A 17,815-nucleotide genomic window follows, 5' to 3' on the forward strand; every position below is an offset into this window, starting at 1 on the left:
TAGCGCCGATTTAGAACCGCACACAAGCTGAAACGGCGAGGTCGTGAGACCTCGCCGTTTCAGTAGCCTAGGGCTTATGTCGCCTACTGCGCGTCAGACTGGCGCTTGCGCCGTGCTGCCAGCAGACCAATCCCTGCACCTGCCGCAATCATCAGGATGGACAAGCCACCGAAGATTGCTGCTTGCGCACCGGTCCGAGCCAATGTTGGTGGAACCTTCGGGTGCATCGGAGGCAGGGTGGTTGCCGGGGCAACCGGGATACTCGGCGGGTTGCTCGGAGTGCTCGGCGGCGGAGTCGTGGTCTCAGACTTCACCGGCGGCGGCGGAGTCGTGGTCTTGGACTCTACCGGAGGCGTACTTGGCGTGCCAGGCGTGTACGGCGGCGGCGGAGTCGTCGGCTTCACCACATTCACGGTCTGCGAAACATCCTCGAGATCTTCGTGAACCAGAACCGGGGTGTAGGTGCCAGCCGGAGCCGTACCAGCCTTGGGCAGGTTACCAGCGTAGGCCTTCTCAAAGACGACCAGCTTCTCGCCGTTGCTCAAGCCTTGCGTATCCTTCGCGGTTAGCGGAATCGACATCTTCCAGCTGCCGGAGCCGTCAGCCTCTGCCTTCAAGCCGGCCACGGTCACAGGCGAACCAACGATGGAGCCGTCGGACTTCTTGACCAAGGTACCAACCAAGGTGTAATCAGCACCAGCCTTCAAGCCGTTGTAGGTCACCGTGTCGTTCACGGTCGCGCCCTCACCAGCGGTAATCGCCTTGCCGCCGGACAGCTCAGCCGTGGTCTGGAGGTCCAGAGTCGGACGACGAGTGATGATCTGTTTCGGATCAGCGTTGTCGCGGTGTTCCACAATCGGCTTGTCGTTGGCCTTGGGCTCTGCGCCGTCCTTCGTCATCTCGTAGAGAGATTCGAAGAATACCACGTCAGCATCCGGGTTAGCGTCGGCAGGAACCACCATCGGCTTGTCCTTGTCAACGACCCACTCGCTGTTGTCGGTTTCAGCCGTGACCTTCGTCCACTTCACCAGCGGGTTGCCGTCGGCACCCAGCACCGGCTTGTTGTCGTTCGGGTCAGCCGTGTCATCGACGTAAACCAGTTCGGTCTTGAGCCAGTAGTCGCGTCCTTCCACCAGGTTGGTGTAGGTGACGGTATCAACCACAGCCGTGTCCTCACTCGGCTTGAGCATCTTGCCATCATCAGCGGTCCGAGCCACGGTCGCCAAGGTCGGCGTGACCAAGCTGAACTCGTTGAGAGCGGTGACGCTCACAGTGGCAGCCGGGGTGATGGTGAAGGTCTTGGTGGTACCTTCGGAACCATCAGTCCAGCCTTCAGACTTCCACTCAACCGTCCACTTTGCCTGGGTCGGAATCTGCGCCTTGGCGTCGGTTTCCGTAATGGTTATCTCAGTACCCATCGGGAAGCCGTCGAACCGCGGGCTGACAGCCTTGCTCGGATCCTTCGGGTCAACCGTCAGGTTGAAGCTACCCTCCAGAGCAGTTCCTTGCTTGGCGGTCTTATCCTTCGGCAGTTTAGCCTTGTAGGTAAAGTTCCAGGTTGTCGGAATCTTACCCACCACGTCAGCGGGCAGATCCGCAGCCGTCTTGATTACCTTGGTGACCTGGAATCCACCGAAGTGGGTGGAAACCTCGAGCCACTGAGTGCCAGCACCCGAAGCGAGATTCTCTTCATGGTGGAAGGCAATCAAGCCCGAAGCCGTCTCACCGGTCTGCAGTCCAACCAGCTTGGCTGTAAAGGCATCAACGTCCTTCGGCATCCGATACAGATCTTCCCACAAGACGACCGTCTTATGTTCCTGAATCAGCTCGGTCGGAACCTTCACATCGATGGTCCAAGCACCGTTGTGACCACCCTTGACGTAGCCGCCCTCAACAGTGACTTCGCGCACCTCAGAGGGGACGTAGTCAATCTTGTGAGCCTGGCCCGCCTTGTCGTATTCGACGAAGTAGGTGTGCAGCAGGTACTTGCCGCCCTGCAGGTTCTGGTAGCTCACCAGGTCGGTAATCGTGTCGCCATTGCTGGCCTTCTTACCGAACTTACCAGTGGTGTGCGTACCGATGGTGACTTCGTTGGTGAACACGTTTTCAGCGGTCACTGTCACGTTTGCAACGCGGTTTTTACCGTTCGGCGTGCCGCCGACGATCACTGTACCCTCGCCGTTCTTCGTGGACTCAACGGTCACGCCGTTGGCCTCGGTGAACTTCACGGTGTCCTTCAGTCCGGCTTGCTCTTCAGCATTCTGGACATTCTCGCTGATGGTGCACTTGTCACCCACGGGAATACCGTCGATGGTTGCTGATTCACCTTCGTGCAGGGTAATCGTGTCATTCAAACCCTTTTCGGTACAGGTAACCGTGAACACGTACTTCGCGTTGGTGCGTTCGACATTCGCGGTGTTCTCATCCCATCCGGTCACAGCCTTGGTCAGGGTCAGGGACCCGAACTCAGGGCGGTTCACGGTGATGGACTGAGAATCAGCAGTAATGTCGTTGTGCGTAGCCACCGGCTTATGGTCACCCTTCGGGGTCACCTTGCCGCCGTCAGCATTTTCATACGTGCCTTCCGCCCAGAGCTGCTCGAACACGACCAGCTTGTCGCCATCGGACTTAATGTCCGCAGCCTTGACGGTGATGTCCATGGTCGTTTCGTAAACCTTGACATCCTTACCGTACTTGGCTATTTCGTCAGCGTTCGGGTCCACAGCCATGCTCGCGGTGACCTTTACGGTCTTCGCGTTAGTAGCCAAGGAACCAGTGTTGCCCGCATCGTAGGCAATCTTGCTGTAGACCTGACCGTCCAGAGCGTAGGTCTTGCCTTCCTCGACGTTCGCCATGCGGATTACGTCGTGAACCGTGTAGGTTTCGGGAGCCTTCTTGCCTTCCTTGTTGACGCCTTCCCAAACCGTCAGGTTTGACTTGTTGTCGTCAACACTGGCAAGGGTGCCCACGCCAGGATGCTTGACCGTCACGGTCTGGTTCTCATCCTTCGGATTCTTGTGTTCCGCGACGAGCTTGCCCTTCAGCTGCAGCGATTCGAAAGCTACCAACTTATCGTTAGCCTTCAAGACGCTCAACGGTACGGTGAACTCGACAGTAGCGGCTGTCCCATCCTTGATAGTTCCGCTCACGCGAGTAGCGCCGTTCGTTGCCTTCGGGGTGGTGAACTTGCCCGTACCAACCACACCGGTGTCACTGACCGTACCGTTAGCCGCGATACCCTTGAGTTCACCGCTAAGGGTGTACTCGGTCTCAGGCAGCAAGTTGTAGTACTCGACGAAGTCCGTCAGCTTGACGTTATCGCCTTCCCAAACAAACTTCTGGCCTTCGTATTCCAGCTTGGTGCCGATATGTGGCACGTCCACAACCGTCACAGTCTGGCGACCATCGTTCGGGTCTGCGTGGTTAGTATCCCACTTGATGGTGCCAACGTTAGCCTTGATGGTTTCGTCATCACCTGTCACGAGGGATTCGCGTGTCAGGTATTCGTACGCCACCAGCTTCAACTCGCTGCCAGCATCCTTGGCCGCTTTCATCGGAGCCTTCAGCTGATCGGTCGTCACATTGAACTTGATGTCCTTCTTCACGTCCACATTCTCAGCAGTGAACCTCTCTAGGCCATCTGCCAAAACTGTTTCGTTAGGCTGACCGGCGTTGTACACCAGGCGGGAAACCAACACGTACTTCTCACCCTTGATGAGACCCTTCATCTGCACCTTATCCTGCAGATCCAGAGCCGCATCGGTCGCGATGACCTGGGTGCCGTCCTGAGTCAGGTCGGTTTCAATACTCGGGTTGTAGGAGGTCTTTACCGTCTGATTACCATCTTTCGGATCCTCGTGCTTCAACGGAGGTTCGTTCGGCTTATCGTTGCGAATCAGGGTCTCGTAAGCCACATACTTGTATCCAGGCTTCAAGATGCCCTTGTCGAACGAGTTGTAACCGACCTTTTGCGTGCCGTTGGCCGCAGTCGGGGTGAAGGTGGCGGTGCCGGTGATACCGGTATCGCTGACCTTACCGTCCAGACCGATTTCCATCAGGGTCGCATTCAAGGTGTAGGGAGCATTCGGAGTCAAACCAACGTAGCTGACCGTATCAACCAGCTGCTTCGAGTCGACCGGAATGGTCGGGATAGTCGGATTCTTCTCCCAAGCACGTTCGCCGTCCACGCTCAGCACCGTCTTAATGTCGGGCTTCACGCTGGAGCCAACAGTCTGTGCCGGGTCGTTCGGGTCTTCGTGAGTAGACTCAGCCGGACCGTCTGCCTTATCGCCGAGGTACAGGGTCTCAAACACGACCAGCTCGTCGTTCTCGGCCACAGTACCGGCCGGAATCTCGAAGGTCATGAAGTCGTCCTCGGTCCAGGTTGCCTTTTCAGCCTTGAACGACTTAGAGGTCACCTTGATACCGGTGGACTTGTTTTGAGTCTTGTTCCACAGTTCGCCAACGACCACGTAGGTTTCGTCAACCTTCATACCGGTGAAGGTCACGGTGTCCTTGACCGTCGACTTAGCGTCAGCGAGGACCAGACCACGTTCGCCCTCAGCTCTGGCCTTAGTGGCGAGCTTCGGAGCCCAGACAGTCTGCGAGTCATCGTTGATGTCGTGGTGGATCAGGTATTCCTTGCCCTCTTGGTACACGGTCTCAAAGACCACGACCGGCTTACCCAGAATCAAGTTCGCCGGAACCTCGAACTCCAGGAGCTCAACGCCAGTACCGGAGGTAATAACCTTCTCGACCGGACGGTCTGCCTGACCATCCGCACGGTAAACCGAGTTTGCCGGGCCAATGACTCGCTCCACCGGAGCCAATCCAGGCACAGGCTTCTTGGTTTCCTTATCCATCAACTGACCGGACAGCAGGTAGGCCTTGGGCGTACCATCGGCGTACTTGGCATCCAGATTCAAACCGGAGTAGTCAACCTTGTCAACAATGGTGACTGCCTTGGTGTTATCAGCGACCTTGTCGCCGTCAGCCTTATCGGTAGCGGTCGTCTCCAGAGAGCCAACCCGCACGGTCTGATCCTCAGAGGCCATATCCTTGTGGTCCGCGACGACTTCGCCCTTGGCGTCCACGAGTTCCTCATAGACCACGAACTTCGCGCCGGCCTTGACCTTGTCAGCCGGAATCGTGAAGGTCACATTCTTATCAGTCGTGCCCTTAGTGACTTCGACGTTCGGAACATCGCTGGTCGCGACGACGGTCTTGCCGTCCTCAGCCATCAGCTTGCCCTTCAGGATGTAAGTACCCGGAGCGGCGTTCGTAATGGTCACCTTGTCGTCAACGGTAACGTCCTTCTGATCCTTCTGGAGTTGAACCAGCTTGGCACCATTCACAGTTGCGGCGGTAGCCAAGGACGGGTTGTAAACAACCTGCGAGTCATCGTTGATGTCGTGGTGGGTAGCAACGGTAACGTCACCATCCATCAGGTCTTCGAACACAACCACCGGGGCGGTAGCCAGAGCGGCCTTGTCCACCTCGAACTTCACAATGGCCTTCACAGCACCCTTGTCCTTCGAGGACGGGGTCTTAGCCACGAACTTCGCGGGTGTGACCGTGACGTGCTTGGCGTCAATCGCATCCCCGGCCTTGACCTGGGTGCCGTCAGCCAAAGTGGCGTCAGCCTGATAGTGCAGGGCACCGGTAACGGAGTATTCCTTGCCTACCTGCAGACCCTCGTAATCGACCAAGTCGTAAATCACGACCTTGGCGTGCGAATTGTCGAGGTTCTTATCGCTCGTATCCGAACCCTCACCGTCCTTGCCGCCATCATAAGCGGTGGTGGTAATGGAGTTCTTTACCACGTTGATGGTCTGTGCCGGGTCCTTCGGGTTAGCGTGCTTGACCACAACCTTGCCCTTGGCGTCGCCATCGTGCAGGGTTTCAAAGACCACCAGGTCCTTGCCCTCTACGATGCTGTCAGCAGGAACCGTGAACTTCATGGTCTGCTTGCCAATGATGCCATTCGCGTCAGAGGTGACCGGCACCGGCTTTACAGTCACACCCGGCACCTTGCCGGCGTCAGTCTTGACACCGTTAGCGTCAGTGGTGACGTAGTGCAGCTCACCAACCAGGGTGTAGTTGTGCTTCGGCTCGAACTTGCCGGTGAACGTCACGGTATCGGTGATGACCGCGTTCTTCTGACCAGGAATCATGGTCTGGTTCCCGTCGGAGTCCTTCGCGGAGGTACCCATCCCGCCGGAGTGAACCGTCTGAGCCTCATCGGTGATGTCGTGGTGGATAGCCACGGGCTTGCCGTTCAGTTTCAGGTTTTCAAAGACCACCAGGTCCTTGCCCGTCGGGGTAGGCTGGCCGTTTTCGTCAACCCACAGACCCAGCTCCTTGGCCTTCTCCACGCTCATCTCGAAAGTGAGATCCTTCGCGAACTTGCCATTCGCGTCGGCGACAACCTTGACGTCTCCGTCCTTGTTGAACACACCGGTGTGAACCGGATTGCCGTTCGCGTCGGCCATCATCAACTCACCGTCGATGGTGTATTCCTTGCCCGGAATCAGGCCGGAACCGGTGACGGTATCAATGATCTTGATGGGCTGAGTCGGATCGACGTACTTGTCGCCGTCGCCGTCCTTCGCGTCAGTAGTGACGCCGGGGACGTAAACGGTCTGAGCCTCGTCCTCCGGGTTAGCGTGTTCAGCAACGGTAGCCCCCGGGTTGGTGGGCTTTCCGGCCGTCTGGTCGAAGTCGCTCGCCTTGTAGAGTTTCTCGAACACTACGTACTTCTCACCACTCACGACCTTCACACCTGGGAAGGTGAGATCCATCGTGCCGTTGGCGGGAGCACCCTTGGCGATGCTCAGCGTCTGGAACGTGGTCTGAACCTGCGTGGTGTTATTGCCGTTAATCTTCATCAGCTGGCCGTACATGACGTACTTGCCCGGAGCGATGGAGTTGTAGGCAACCTTATCGTTCACGACTACGCCGGAGAGTTCCTTGGTCTTGGAATCCGTTACCGGCTTGGCGTTAGTCATGTCCACAGTCGCGTTGCGCGTGACATCCTTACCGTTAATGTTCTGGGTGGTAGGAGCACCATCCTTCACATTCGCGGTCGTACCGATTGACGGGCTGTAAACCGTCTGAGCCTCATCGGTAATCTCGGCGTGAGTCGCTACGACGACATCGCCATTCTTGAGGTCTTCAAAGACCACCACAGTTTGGCCTTGCAGAGCCTTAGCCGGAACCTCAAAGGTCACGTCGACGCTGCCGCTGAAGGTTTTATCCGTGGACTCTCGAGTCAAGTCAATGGTGACAGGCTTCACCGTGACACCTGGTACTTCAGCTTCCTTAGTGACCTGAGTACCGTCAGCCAACGTAGCGTTAGCCTGATAGTGCAGGGTACCGGTTACGGTGTACTTGGCGCCGCCATTGAGGTTCTTGTATTCGACCTTATCGACGACCTTGACAGTCCCTGTGGTCTTGGGGCCAACCGCTTGGGTGCCGCCAGCCTTACCGACAGTGGCGTTGGTCTTTACTGACGGGGTGAACAGGCGCTGGCAAATCACATCAGCATCGTGCTTGGCAATAGCCTTTGCCTCAACTTGGTCAGCCGGAGTTCCCTTCGGAACCAAGTATTGCTGAACATAGAACACCGGTTCACCGTTGTCGACACTAGCGACGGCTTCTTGCAACTTGGTCTGGTCAATAACGATATTGCCGTTCTTGCCTACGACCCATTCATCAACACCGCCCTTGGTCAGACCATTCGCATCCGCGCGACCTTCACCGACTACCTGAGAATGGTCAGTTGACAACACTACGCGTCCGTAGAGTTCGTAGTCGACACCGTCCTCAGCCTTGGCGTTCTTGACCCAAACCTTATCGGTTATCTTATTGGTCGCCTTGTCAACAACAGACAAGAGCTTTTGCCCATTAGCCGTGGTCGCCGAGGTCTTCATCTCGGGGCTCCACTGGGGAATTACGGTCTGGTTGCCTGGCAAATCAAGCTCAGCGGCAATCATGTTGCAGTTAGAGTTGCAAACATTGAGTACACCGTCATTCAGGTAATTCGGATCACGGTAAACCATTACCGCCACAGAAATACCCTTGGGATACTTCTTTAGGGTATCCACAGAAATCGTGTAGGCAGAATTGTGTGCAGTGTCAAACTTGAACGTTTGTGTCCCGTAACCGGCACTTTGGTTCGTAATATCGAACTCCTGCCACATGTACTGCTGCTTCACGCCATTCTTATCTATCCAGGTAATGTGGTCTCCACCATTAAAGCTCTTGACTTTACCCTTGGAGGTGTCGAACAGGCGACCCACCGCTACGTAGTGACCAGCGGGTAGGTTACTGGCCTTTACCGTATCGGAAAGAGTGACGTACTTGTCAGTCTGCTTAATATTGAGTTCAAGGGGCTTACCTTCTTCTCGCTTACCATCTACACCTTCTTGAACTAAGGTGGTGTCCACGTTATAGAAGCAGTCCCACTTGTTCGTCATGGTGACGCTGACTTGAGTTGTTGCCTTCGCTTCAAAGCTTATGGCAGCCTTGTCTTTATTATCTTGCACCATGTCGAAGGAGTAGTGACCCTCGACCGGTTCAACACCGGCTTCATCGAAAGTCGCTTTCATGTCGACATCGTGGTTCCAGCCCTGGTAATAGAACATATTGTAGTCGTTGAAATTCTTATCCAACTCGGCCACAGTACACTTAGCACCGTAAGGAACCTTCACCGGCAAAGTTACAGAATCGCCGTTAGCGGGAACCTCCCAAACGCCGTCTTTATGCTGGTCATCACTGACAGGCTTGCCATCGCAGGTAACCTTCATAAACACGGATTCTCGTGTCATGAACTTATATCCGGTATTTTGCTGTGCGTTGAAGTGCTCGACAGTGTGCGTACCGTTGTAATCACCGTGAGGTTTAGAAACGGCAATCTTCTTTAACACCAGCTCGACGTCTTTGTGCGTCAGCTTGTTCGTAGCAGTCAAGCCGGTAGTGGAACCGTCCTTGCCGATAGTGAACTTGCCGGCGGTAGAGCCGTCCGCACCGAACACGAAGTTACCCTCAGCGCCGACAGCAGTGTAAGGAGTCGGCTCTACGCCCTTAATAGTCGTAGATTCATTCAAGGACCAGGACACTTCGGCAGCTATGCCAGTGGTGGTACCGCTCGGGGCAATCTCGCGGATGGAGCACTTGGAACCGGTCGGAATATCCCCGGAAGTCCAGGTTTGACCTGCCTTGATGCTGAACTTGTTAGGAGCAGCAGCCGTCCCGACCTCGGATCCGTCCGAGGTCACACACCAGTATTCGAAGTTGTACTTACCGTTCACAATCGAAGCGGTGGAGTCGGCGTCAATCACCTTCTTGACGCTGAACTTGCCGTTCGCGTCAGAGTAGGTGTTGGTCACCGTGACGTCAACCACATTGTCCTTTTCGACTACAAAGTCGTTCTTCGACAGGGTAGCCGACAGGGTCGAGCCTTGCTCAGTCTTTGCACCGGCCTGATCCTCGGTGATGTGGCACTTGTAGCCGACAGGGATGTTCTCTGAGGACTTGTGGCCCTTATCGGTGACACCAGTCACCTTGCCTGTCACCTTTTGAGTGGCATCGTTCGGGTCAGCACAGGTGTAGCTGAAGTCGTAGGACTCCTTCACCGTGATGTTCTTGGCGGCATCAACCTTCTTGATAATCTTGAACTTGCCCAGCTCGCGCTCGTAAGTGTTGATTACCTCAACGGTCCGGCCCTGTTCGGTATCCAAAGTGACCGTGCCGGTCGCCTTGTCGGAAAGGACTTTCTGACCTTCTTTCATCTCCACGGTCCAGATGTGTCCGGCCACCTTCGCGCTGGCGTCAGATTCGGTGATGGTACAGGTCGCACCGACCGGAATCTTCGCACCGTTCACATCAGTGGTGAACTCGGCACTGTCGCCGTCCTTAAAGGTCTTGCCGTCCATGATGACGTGGTCTTTGTGATCAGTCGGGTAGTTACAAGTCGCTGAGAGCTTGACCGTCTTAGAGCCAACGTTGGTGTTCTCACCAGCCACGACGGTCTTTTTGACCACCAGCTTGGTGTCGGGCACCGTGAAGTCGTTGGTGGCGCCAATCATCAGCGCTTCGTCTTCCTTATCCACGGTGAACGCCACGCCGTTGGGCTGGGCTTTCGCGTTGGTATCGAAAGGCTTGACTTCCTTGCCTTCAACCGGGTCAGCTGAGTCGACTGTCCACTTGGTCGTGACCTTTTCATTCGCCTGAGCCACTGCCGGTTTCTCCCACACGACACACTTGGTGCCTACGGGGAGTTTCTCGACCTTAATCGGGTCGCTGCCGGCTTTCAGGTCGTAACCGACACCGTTCTTAACCGCTCCGGCCGGGGTCTGGCAGGAGTAGTTGAAGAAGAACTGTTCGGTGTGGTTGCCAGTGTTGTTACCGGTGAGGGCGGCCTTATAGAACTTAAAGCCGGTCATCTTTTCGGTGTAAACGTTGGTGGCAGCGAACTGGAAAGTCGTGGTCACGGTCTGTTCACCGGACGCCAGATCTTTACCTGCCGGAACGAACGAGGTAGACACGTACTTCAACGGGTTCGTGTTCGGGTTGTTCACCAGCTGTTTGTTGGTGGCGTCCAGTTGAGCCTGCGGCTCAGCCACGGAACACTTGGAGTCCTTCGGCACCACAATCGCTGCCGATTCCTGACCGGGTTCTACTTCGATGAAGTCAGCCTTTGCCTGGGAGCCAAACGGCTTGGCCTGAGTGTAGGTCTTACCGTTCGGGGCTGTACAGCTGTAGGTGAACTTAAAGGTGGCATCGGGTGCGAAGATAGCTCCGCCCTGGACGACCTTTTTAATGGTGAAGCTCGCCTTGTCGTATTCCAGCTCGTTCTTGGCTTCCAGCTTTAACACCTGAGCCTCGCCATTCTCTTGTTTGGGAATGGTGAACTGCTTGAAGCCAGCGTTAGTGCCGGTGGCGTTGGCGAGGTCCGTCACCCAAGACGGGGTGACAGTGACACCGTCAATCTTTACCGGATTTTCCTTGATGTAGCAGGTGGTGCCGACCAAGATGTCCTTGTCAACGGGCTTGGTTTCCCCAGCTTTCACGTTCAGGGTACCTTTGGTCTTAGCATCATCGTCACACTTGTAATCAAAAGCGAAATCGGTGGCGGTAGCCTTGGCGTCGCCGTCAACAGTCTTGGTGACAGAGAACTTGCCGTAGTTTGCCGTAACCGTGTTGGTGGCCACAACCTCCACTTTCGGCTCGGCGCCTTCCTTGATTTTTACCACAGCGTCGTTTCCACTCGCCGAAGTGGCACCCTTATATTCGACCTTGCTGGTAGCAGCCGAGGTGGACGGGTCGTCTTCGTGAATCGTGCACTCGGTGTCCACCGGGTACTGGGACGAGGTCCAAGTATCGCCAGCCTTCAGGGAGAATTTAGACACATCATGACCACAGGTGACAGTGAACTTGAATTCCTTCAGCGGGTTCGCACCGTCAGCCTTGACCTTCTTGGTCAGCTTGAACGAACCCATCTTCTGTTCGTAAACGTTCGTCGCTGTCACCAGCACGACCGCGTTCGGGTTGCGTGGAACGTCAAATTTTAGGAGCTTAGAGTTGTTGACATCGTATTGTGCACCACTGAGGTCGAAAGACAAATCCTTAAAATTGGCTTTTGCGATAGCGGGTTTCCGCGGCTCGGTGATGGTACAGGTCATACCGGGTTTAACACCCTTGACTGAGACAGCTTCTCCGTTACCAGCCACCGGCACGTCATCGGATACTGGCTTGGTCTTGCCAGACTCATCCGAGCATGAGTAATGCAACACAAAGTCATCGTTGATGAGCTTGCCATCGGTAAACCTGGCAATCTTCCGCAGGCTGAAGGATGCATCAGCGGGCAGGTACAGGTTCATAAACGACACCTGGTTGGTGAAATCGCTACGAATCGGACGGAGCGCCACCGTGTTGGACTGGACAGGTTTAACCAAAGCGTCCGCAGCGGAAATCGTGACGTCATAGCCGCTGGGAGGCATCGGCTTCGTTTCGGTCACTTTGCATCGGGCGCCAATCGGCAAGTCCTTTACATCGTGGCTCCACGGATTGCCATCCGCGTCAGATGAAGAATCCTCGGGAAGCTCGAAACTTCCGCCCACACCTTTATCACAGGTGTAGGTGAAGTGGAACTTGCCGCCGTTAGCGTTCGCTGCAGCGTAGGCGTCGAACTTGCCCTCACTGTTGACGTACTTAAAGACTTTAAAGCCACCGGTTGGTTCCTGATAGGTGTTGGTCACCGCCAGGTTGATGTCACCAGCGTCGCCCATCTTAAACTTGGCTTTCGAGCCAATAGTCTTGCCGTTCAGGTTGACCGGCACGGGGCTACCTACCATCTCAGCATTGCCCCCAACCCAGCGCGGGTCGCTAGCCAAATCGACCGGAGCCGGCAGGTAGGTTTCCTCCACGGTGCAGGTAGTACCGGGGGTTACCTCAATCGGGCTGGCTAGATACCCTGCCCAAGCGGGGCTTGTGTTAGCCACGCCACCCCGAGCCGGAGCGTAGAGGGTCGCGGTAGTACCGTCGTCACAGCTGACGCGGAAAGTCACGTTGCCTTCGGCCTTATCGGTAGGACCTTCTACTTCCTTTGACAGGGTCAGCTGGGCCTTGTTCTTAACGATTTTAACGGTCTGATCCGCGTTCTCGCCAACGTGCTGGGCGATGATGTTGAGCTTGCCATAGGCAGAATTAACTTGTCCACCGCCGGCGTACTTCGGGTCGGAAGTCGCCAAGACTTCTTCGTAATAGAAGTAATCCCCGTGCTTAACCTCAGAGGCCTTTACCTTATGTTCGAACAGACCTGTCACGATACCCTCACCGCTAAACTTGGCGTCGGCAGTTTGGGTGAATACCGTGGTGGCGACTCCGCCACTAACTTTCTTAAGGGTGCCAATCAGGTACTTAGCAATCGAACCGGTATCGGCGGGAATGTTTTTATACTTCACATCATCGGTAAGGGTGATGACTTCATCTGCCTTGGAGAACGTGGCGGTTTCCGCGCCACCGGGCATCGAGTCAGCGCCATTCACCTTCGCGATGGTGGAAATGGAAGGCTTCGGCTCTTGAACAAAGGTCCATGACACTTCCAGTTCCCCGGAGACAGTGATGGTCTTGGTCAAAACCGCTACCTGACCTTGGGTAGCCCCTGTCGGGGCATCAACGAAGTAAGGATCCTCGACGTTCTCAACCGAACCTGCGAAAGAGATCTTAAACGCTTTCTGGTTAGCAATCTTCAGGGTCACCCCATTGACCGCGTCCTTCAAGCTAATCTGGGTGATGGCTTTACCGTTTTGATCTGTAGCACCCTCAACCTTGAGGAAAACCTTGTCGCCAATAGCCTTACCTGCAGCCGAGTTTGGGTCGTATTCTTTCAACTTCACGGTCAATAGGGACGTGCCGTCATTAGCCGGTTCCAGGGACTCCTGGTCGAGGTGCATGGTTTCCAAGGCCTTGACTACGTTTGGATCCTGGCGATTCTCATACGCCGCCTTAGCTTGCTGAATCAACGTCTTAACATCGGTATCAGCGGCATTACCCCATTGCTTACTGTCCGCATCCCAGGCGCGGCCATTATCGGTTATACCAAAAATAACCATCCAAATTGCGTTCTGGTATTTGCCCCAATGTTGTTGGCCATTCTTGGCAAAGTGCCAGGCAAGAGCCTTAATCGTTTCTGCCTTTTCGGGATGTTCCTTTGCCCAATAGATTGTTGATTTTGATGGGTCAGTATAAACATTAGCGGGCCCGCCGGGAGATCCATAGAAGGGTTCAACACAGAAACTGGGAACGCCGTTTACAGAAAATGAGTTGGTTTTGTCGCTGGGGTAAATAGTCAGGAATTCAATATCCTGCTGTTTTGTACCTTGACCATTGAAGAACTTTTTCGCCCATTTCCAAACATCTGTCTGACCATGTCTCACGTGTGCCGTCCAGTCCTTAACCAAGACAAAGGAACCGAGCGGGACGATAGGTCCGTTTTCTTCACAAGCCTGAATGCCGGGGAACTTAGAGACACTGGGTGTCTTGCTGTACTGTTCCTCGAACCAAGCCAAACCCTGTTTACGTAGCTTGTCGAACTGGGCGTCGAGGTTATCCACCATTTTTGCCTTGGTGGCAGCGTCGATGTTATGTGCAGCCACAAACTGGTCAAGTTGATTCAATACATCGGTTTTAGCGTCATCAACCTGTTTATTAAAGGCGGCAATCGCGGTGTCTTTATCAACGCTGGGATCAAACTTGAGCTTAATTTCTTTCATCTTGGGCTCAAATTTGTAAGCGAAAGGAACCGCGCCGGAAGTAGCCGTCTGGGTGGGAGTAGGGTTCGCACCCCGGTCCGCTCCTACGGCAGCCGGCGCGGGAGATTCCGGAGAAAGTTCTAGAGCTGGGGAGGATTCCTCAGGGCTGGCAGGCAGCTGCGGAGTAGTGGCCGAACCGGTGGACTCGGTGGAGGTAGCCGGGTCGCCGGAGGGGTCGGAAGTCTGAGCAAAAATACGCGCCTGAGTCGCGCCGGTATCAGCCGTCTCGCCTTCGACTGGATCTAAGCTCAGAGTGAGAGTATCTTCCTCTGCAGCAGGGTCAACAGAGGAAACAGCGGAACGGCTGGAGGTAGCCGCCTGGTTGGAAGATCCAGAAGCATTAAAAGGCAGCGTGGTGGAGGAGCCACCGGGGAAGATAACCCACGCACCAAAACCTTTTTCGATGTCCTTGCCAAGTGGCGTCTCATAAAGTTTGCCTCGGTCAGGAGCTACCTGTTCCAGACCATCGCCACGATCCCACTGTGGGGTGCCCTTCTGTATGCCCCAAGTCGAAATGCGATCGGCCTTGGTAATACATTCCTTGGGCAGGTACTGAGCCGTGAAATCCCCGACCTGGGCGGTCTCGCCGTAGTGCTCCGCCGCTTCCTTCGGGTCTTTGGTCGAGAACAAGTGACCAGTGTAAGCAAGTATGAACCGTTTACTTTTATCCTTCTGCATATCTATTTGTGCATTCGGTGAAACGGTCACCGTGGGATGAACCGAAGCCTGGGCGCTCGGAGTCGCCGCCAGGGAGGGCATAACCAAGCCGCCAACGGCCCACGCCACGGCGATAGCCGAAGCTATAACCCCCGCGGTCCAGTTCCGGCTCTTTTTACTCTGTTGCTTAAAGCTCACCAAAGTGGGCTTTCCGGGCTGGTTTTGCCGCGGTTTCTTGGCTATAGCACTCATGCTCAAATACCTCCATTTGTTAGCCATTTCTTCGGTCTGACCCGTTTTTGGGGACACTTCACCTGCTTATATACAGTGATAAGAATACCAGGTTTCCCAGCTATCTCCAAGAGTACTTCCAGGATTGTGCTGACAATCTGACTATCACTCCAGAGTCGTTCGGTAAACCCCAGTATTGCTTTAGGAAAACTCAGCTTAACCGGGCAAATTTCGCGAAAATTAGCGGCAGTTTTCAGCGCCCTCTAAGAATCCAAAGCTGAGTTTGTCACCTCGAACCGGGGTTCCAAAACTGCAAATAAACAGTAAAAACGGCGGTTTTCTGCAAATCTCCGCAGTTTTTCTCGCGAACCTGAAAATAAACTTAAAAATCGAATTCGAACCTGAGAATGAAGCCTCCCACCGGCGCTTTTGCTCCCGAAAACGGACCCAGAGCACCCGCGCGGCGGCACCGACCTTGTGAAAACACCTCTAACACCGGATCCCACAACCCCGCCACCGCGACCCCCAAACCCGACCAGACATTTCCAGGATTCCTTAAGCCTACACGAGGCCCCAGTTTCAGATAATGAAACGGGAAAACCCTCTGATATGGCCAGAAACCCACAAGAATCCCCGAAAAATCCCGGTGAAAGAATTTAGAAAAACAACTTGTAATTTCCTGAAAATCGGGTATAGTTGTGTATGTAGCGGCGTTGACGCTGGACTTTCCGGTAATCAACGGTCCGCCGGGATTGAATTTGGAGGAACCATGCAGACACAAAAGAAGGGCATGATGGCCGCGGTGGCGCTCGCCATGGTGGTGGCTTTGAGCACCCTGTTGCCTGCTCAGGCTGCCGACCACGAATCCAAACTGACCGGAAACACTCAAGTACAGCCCGTAGAGATCTCCTACGGCGACTACGAACAGGTCATGGTAGAGGTCAGCGCTGATTAGAACAGTGAGCAAAAGCCTTTAGACCCGCCGCAAACCGGTGGGTCATTTTTTTCGCCCTCTCACCAGGCATAACACCAGACGGAGGAACCTATGGAACGCAGCAAAATACTGGAAACCCTGCAGGAACACGACGTCGAATACAAGCTGGTGGAACACCCGCCGGCCACGACAATCGAGTTGGCGGACGAATATATCGAGGGCCACGAAGGCGTGCGCACCAAGAGCCTGTTCCTGACCAACCGAAAAAAGACACGCACGTACCTTTTAATTACAGACGAGTTTAAACAGATTGACCTGAAAGGTTTTGCCGGCGAAGTCGGGGAAAGCCGCCTGTCGTTCGGGTCTGGAGAGCTGCTGGCTCAGACCCTCGGCCTGGAGCCGGGAGTCGTTTCACCCCTCGGAATGATTGATCCCGGCCACCGTTCGGTCGAGCTCTACCTGGACAAAGCCATGATGCAGGAGGAAATTTTCACCTTCCATCCGGGCGACAACCGCGCCACCCTGTTTATGGGAACCCAGGATTTCCTCCGGCTCTATGACGAGCTGGGGATTGCATATCATCTGGTGGAGGTGTAATCCCCACGCTGGGTTCGCGGCTTGGTTTAGTCGGCTGGCGGACTTTATTTGCCGAGTTGGAACGGTTGGCCGGGCCGTCCACACCAGGTGACGCAGGTTCACGCTAGTTGGCGGACTTTATTTGCCGAGTCGGGCCGCCGACGCGGGCGCCCAGCCCGTTGTTACGTCACCAGCCCAGGCGCAGCCACCACGCTGTAACCACCCCGCTTGTGAAAGTCCCAACGCAACCCACCGCGCTTGTGACATCGTCAGCACACCCCGGCACGAGGTGGCTCTGGTTACATAGCGTCGATGAGGTCGCGCACCAGACCGCTGGGAGTGGTGTTCAATTTTTTGGCCAAGGCGGTTATTTTGTTTCTCCGGGCTTCGTCCAACCGAATTGTGAAAGGTTGGGCGTTTTTTCCGACTGTAACGGGCCTGCCGGGCTTGGAGGGAGCGAGATGCGAGCCCGTGTACTCGGGTTCGGTCTCTTGGGCGGTGGCCCATTGCTCGATTTGTTCATCGCTGTAGGTCGTACCGTTTGCTGCAGTCCAATTCATTTTTCCAGCCCTACCTCTCTCAATGTTTTCCTGGTTGCTCTCATAGCGTGGAACACATGCCAAGTTTCGTTATCATTCTCAATCGCGATGTACTCAATGAGTTTTCCATCAGCGATTCCTACACCCACCCATTGCACAGGGTCGGTCTCTCGGGGGATACATCTCAACGTTGTGTTCCAGGCTTCGCGCACCATCGCCGGTGTTATGTCGGGGTGGCGTTGGGCAATCCGGGCGTTTATGTATATCTCCACTGCATTTCCTGCCCACTATTATGTACGACATATATATCGTATTATGTATTTCATAAGTGTGCAAGGCATTTTCACGGTAAGGCGTTACTTGTGATGTCACCAGCCCAGGCGCAGCCACCACGCTGTAACCACCCCGCTTGTGAAAGTCCCAACGCAACCCACCGCGCTTGTGACATCGTCAGCACATACCAGTGCGTACCCCCCGCATACCCCGCGAATTTGCGCAAGATAGCGGGTTCGGGTCTGTCTCTTATACACATCTCCGAGCCCACGAGACATCTCAGGATCTCG

5 protein-coding genes are annotated in these 17,815 nt (G+C 55.1%); 2 read left to right on the forward strand and 3 right to left on the reverse strand.

All coding sequences use genetic code 11. From position 1 onward, the window contains the following. Positions 1 to 83: 83 nt before the first annotated feature. Entirely contained in the window at positions 84 to 15,224 is a 15,141-nt protein-coding gene (locus Q0X47_RS05975) for a VaFE repeat-containing surface-anchored protein (RefSeq protein ID WP_297723872.1), read from the reverse strand. A gap of 748 nt (positions 15,225 to 15,972) precedes the next feature. On the opposite strand from Q0X47_RS05975, the gene Q0X47_RS05980 reads away from it, so the two are divergent. Together Q0X47_RS05980 and Q0X47_RS05985 are read left to right on the forward strand one after the other, a co-directional pair. After that, positions 15,973 to 16,158, forward strand: a complete 186-nt coding sequence (locus Q0X47_RS05980) for a hydrolase (protein ID WP_297723873.1) — start codon at positions 15,973 to 15,975, stop codon at positions 16,156 to 16,158. Between the two features lie 90 nt (positions 16,159 to 16,248). Beyond that, a complete protein-coding gene (locus Q0X47_RS05985) occupies positions 16,249 to 16,734 on the forward strand; it encodes a prolyl-tRNA synthetase associated domain-containing protein (protein WP_297723875.1) in 486 nt (161 codons plus the stop codon). A 278-nt stretch (positions 16,735 to 17,012) separates the two neighbouring features. Here the strand turns inward: Q0X47_RS05985 and Q0X47_RS05990 are convergent, their stop codons facing one another. Beyond that, a complete protein-coding gene (locus Q0X47_RS05990) occupies positions 17,013 to 17,273 on the reverse strand; it encodes a CopG family transcriptional regulator (RefSeq protein WP_297723877.1) in 261 nt (86 codons plus the stop codon). 322 nt (positions 17,274 to 17,595) lie between these two features. Next, the coding region (locus Q0X47_RS05995) for a hypothetical protein (RefSeq protein WP_297723879.1) at positions 17,596 to 17,815 on the reverse strand (220 nt) is incomplete at its 5' end.

The sequence above is a fragment of the uncultured Mobiluncus sp. genome, from assembly GCF_947254095.1.
GTDB lineage: Bacteria > Actinomycetota > Actinomycetes > Actinomycetales > Actinomycetaceae > Mobiluncus.

Coding starts and splice junctions, on each gene's coding strand:
- Q0X47_RS05975 (WP_297723872.1), bottom strand. CDS start 15,224: ATGAGTGCTATAGCCAAGAAACCGCGGCAAAACCAGCCCGGAAAGCCC.
- Q0X47_RS05980 (WP_297723873.1), top strand. CDS start 15,973: ATGCAGACACAAAAGAAGGGCATGATGGCCGCGGTGGCGCTCGCCATG.
- Q0X47_RS05985 (WP_297723875.1), top strand. CDS start 16,249: ATGGAACGCAGCAAAATACTGGAAACCCTGCAGGAACACGACGTCGAA.
- Q0X47_RS05990 (WP_297723877.1), bottom strand. CDS start 17,273: ATGAATTGGACTGCAGCAAACGGTACGACCTACAGCGATGAACAAATC.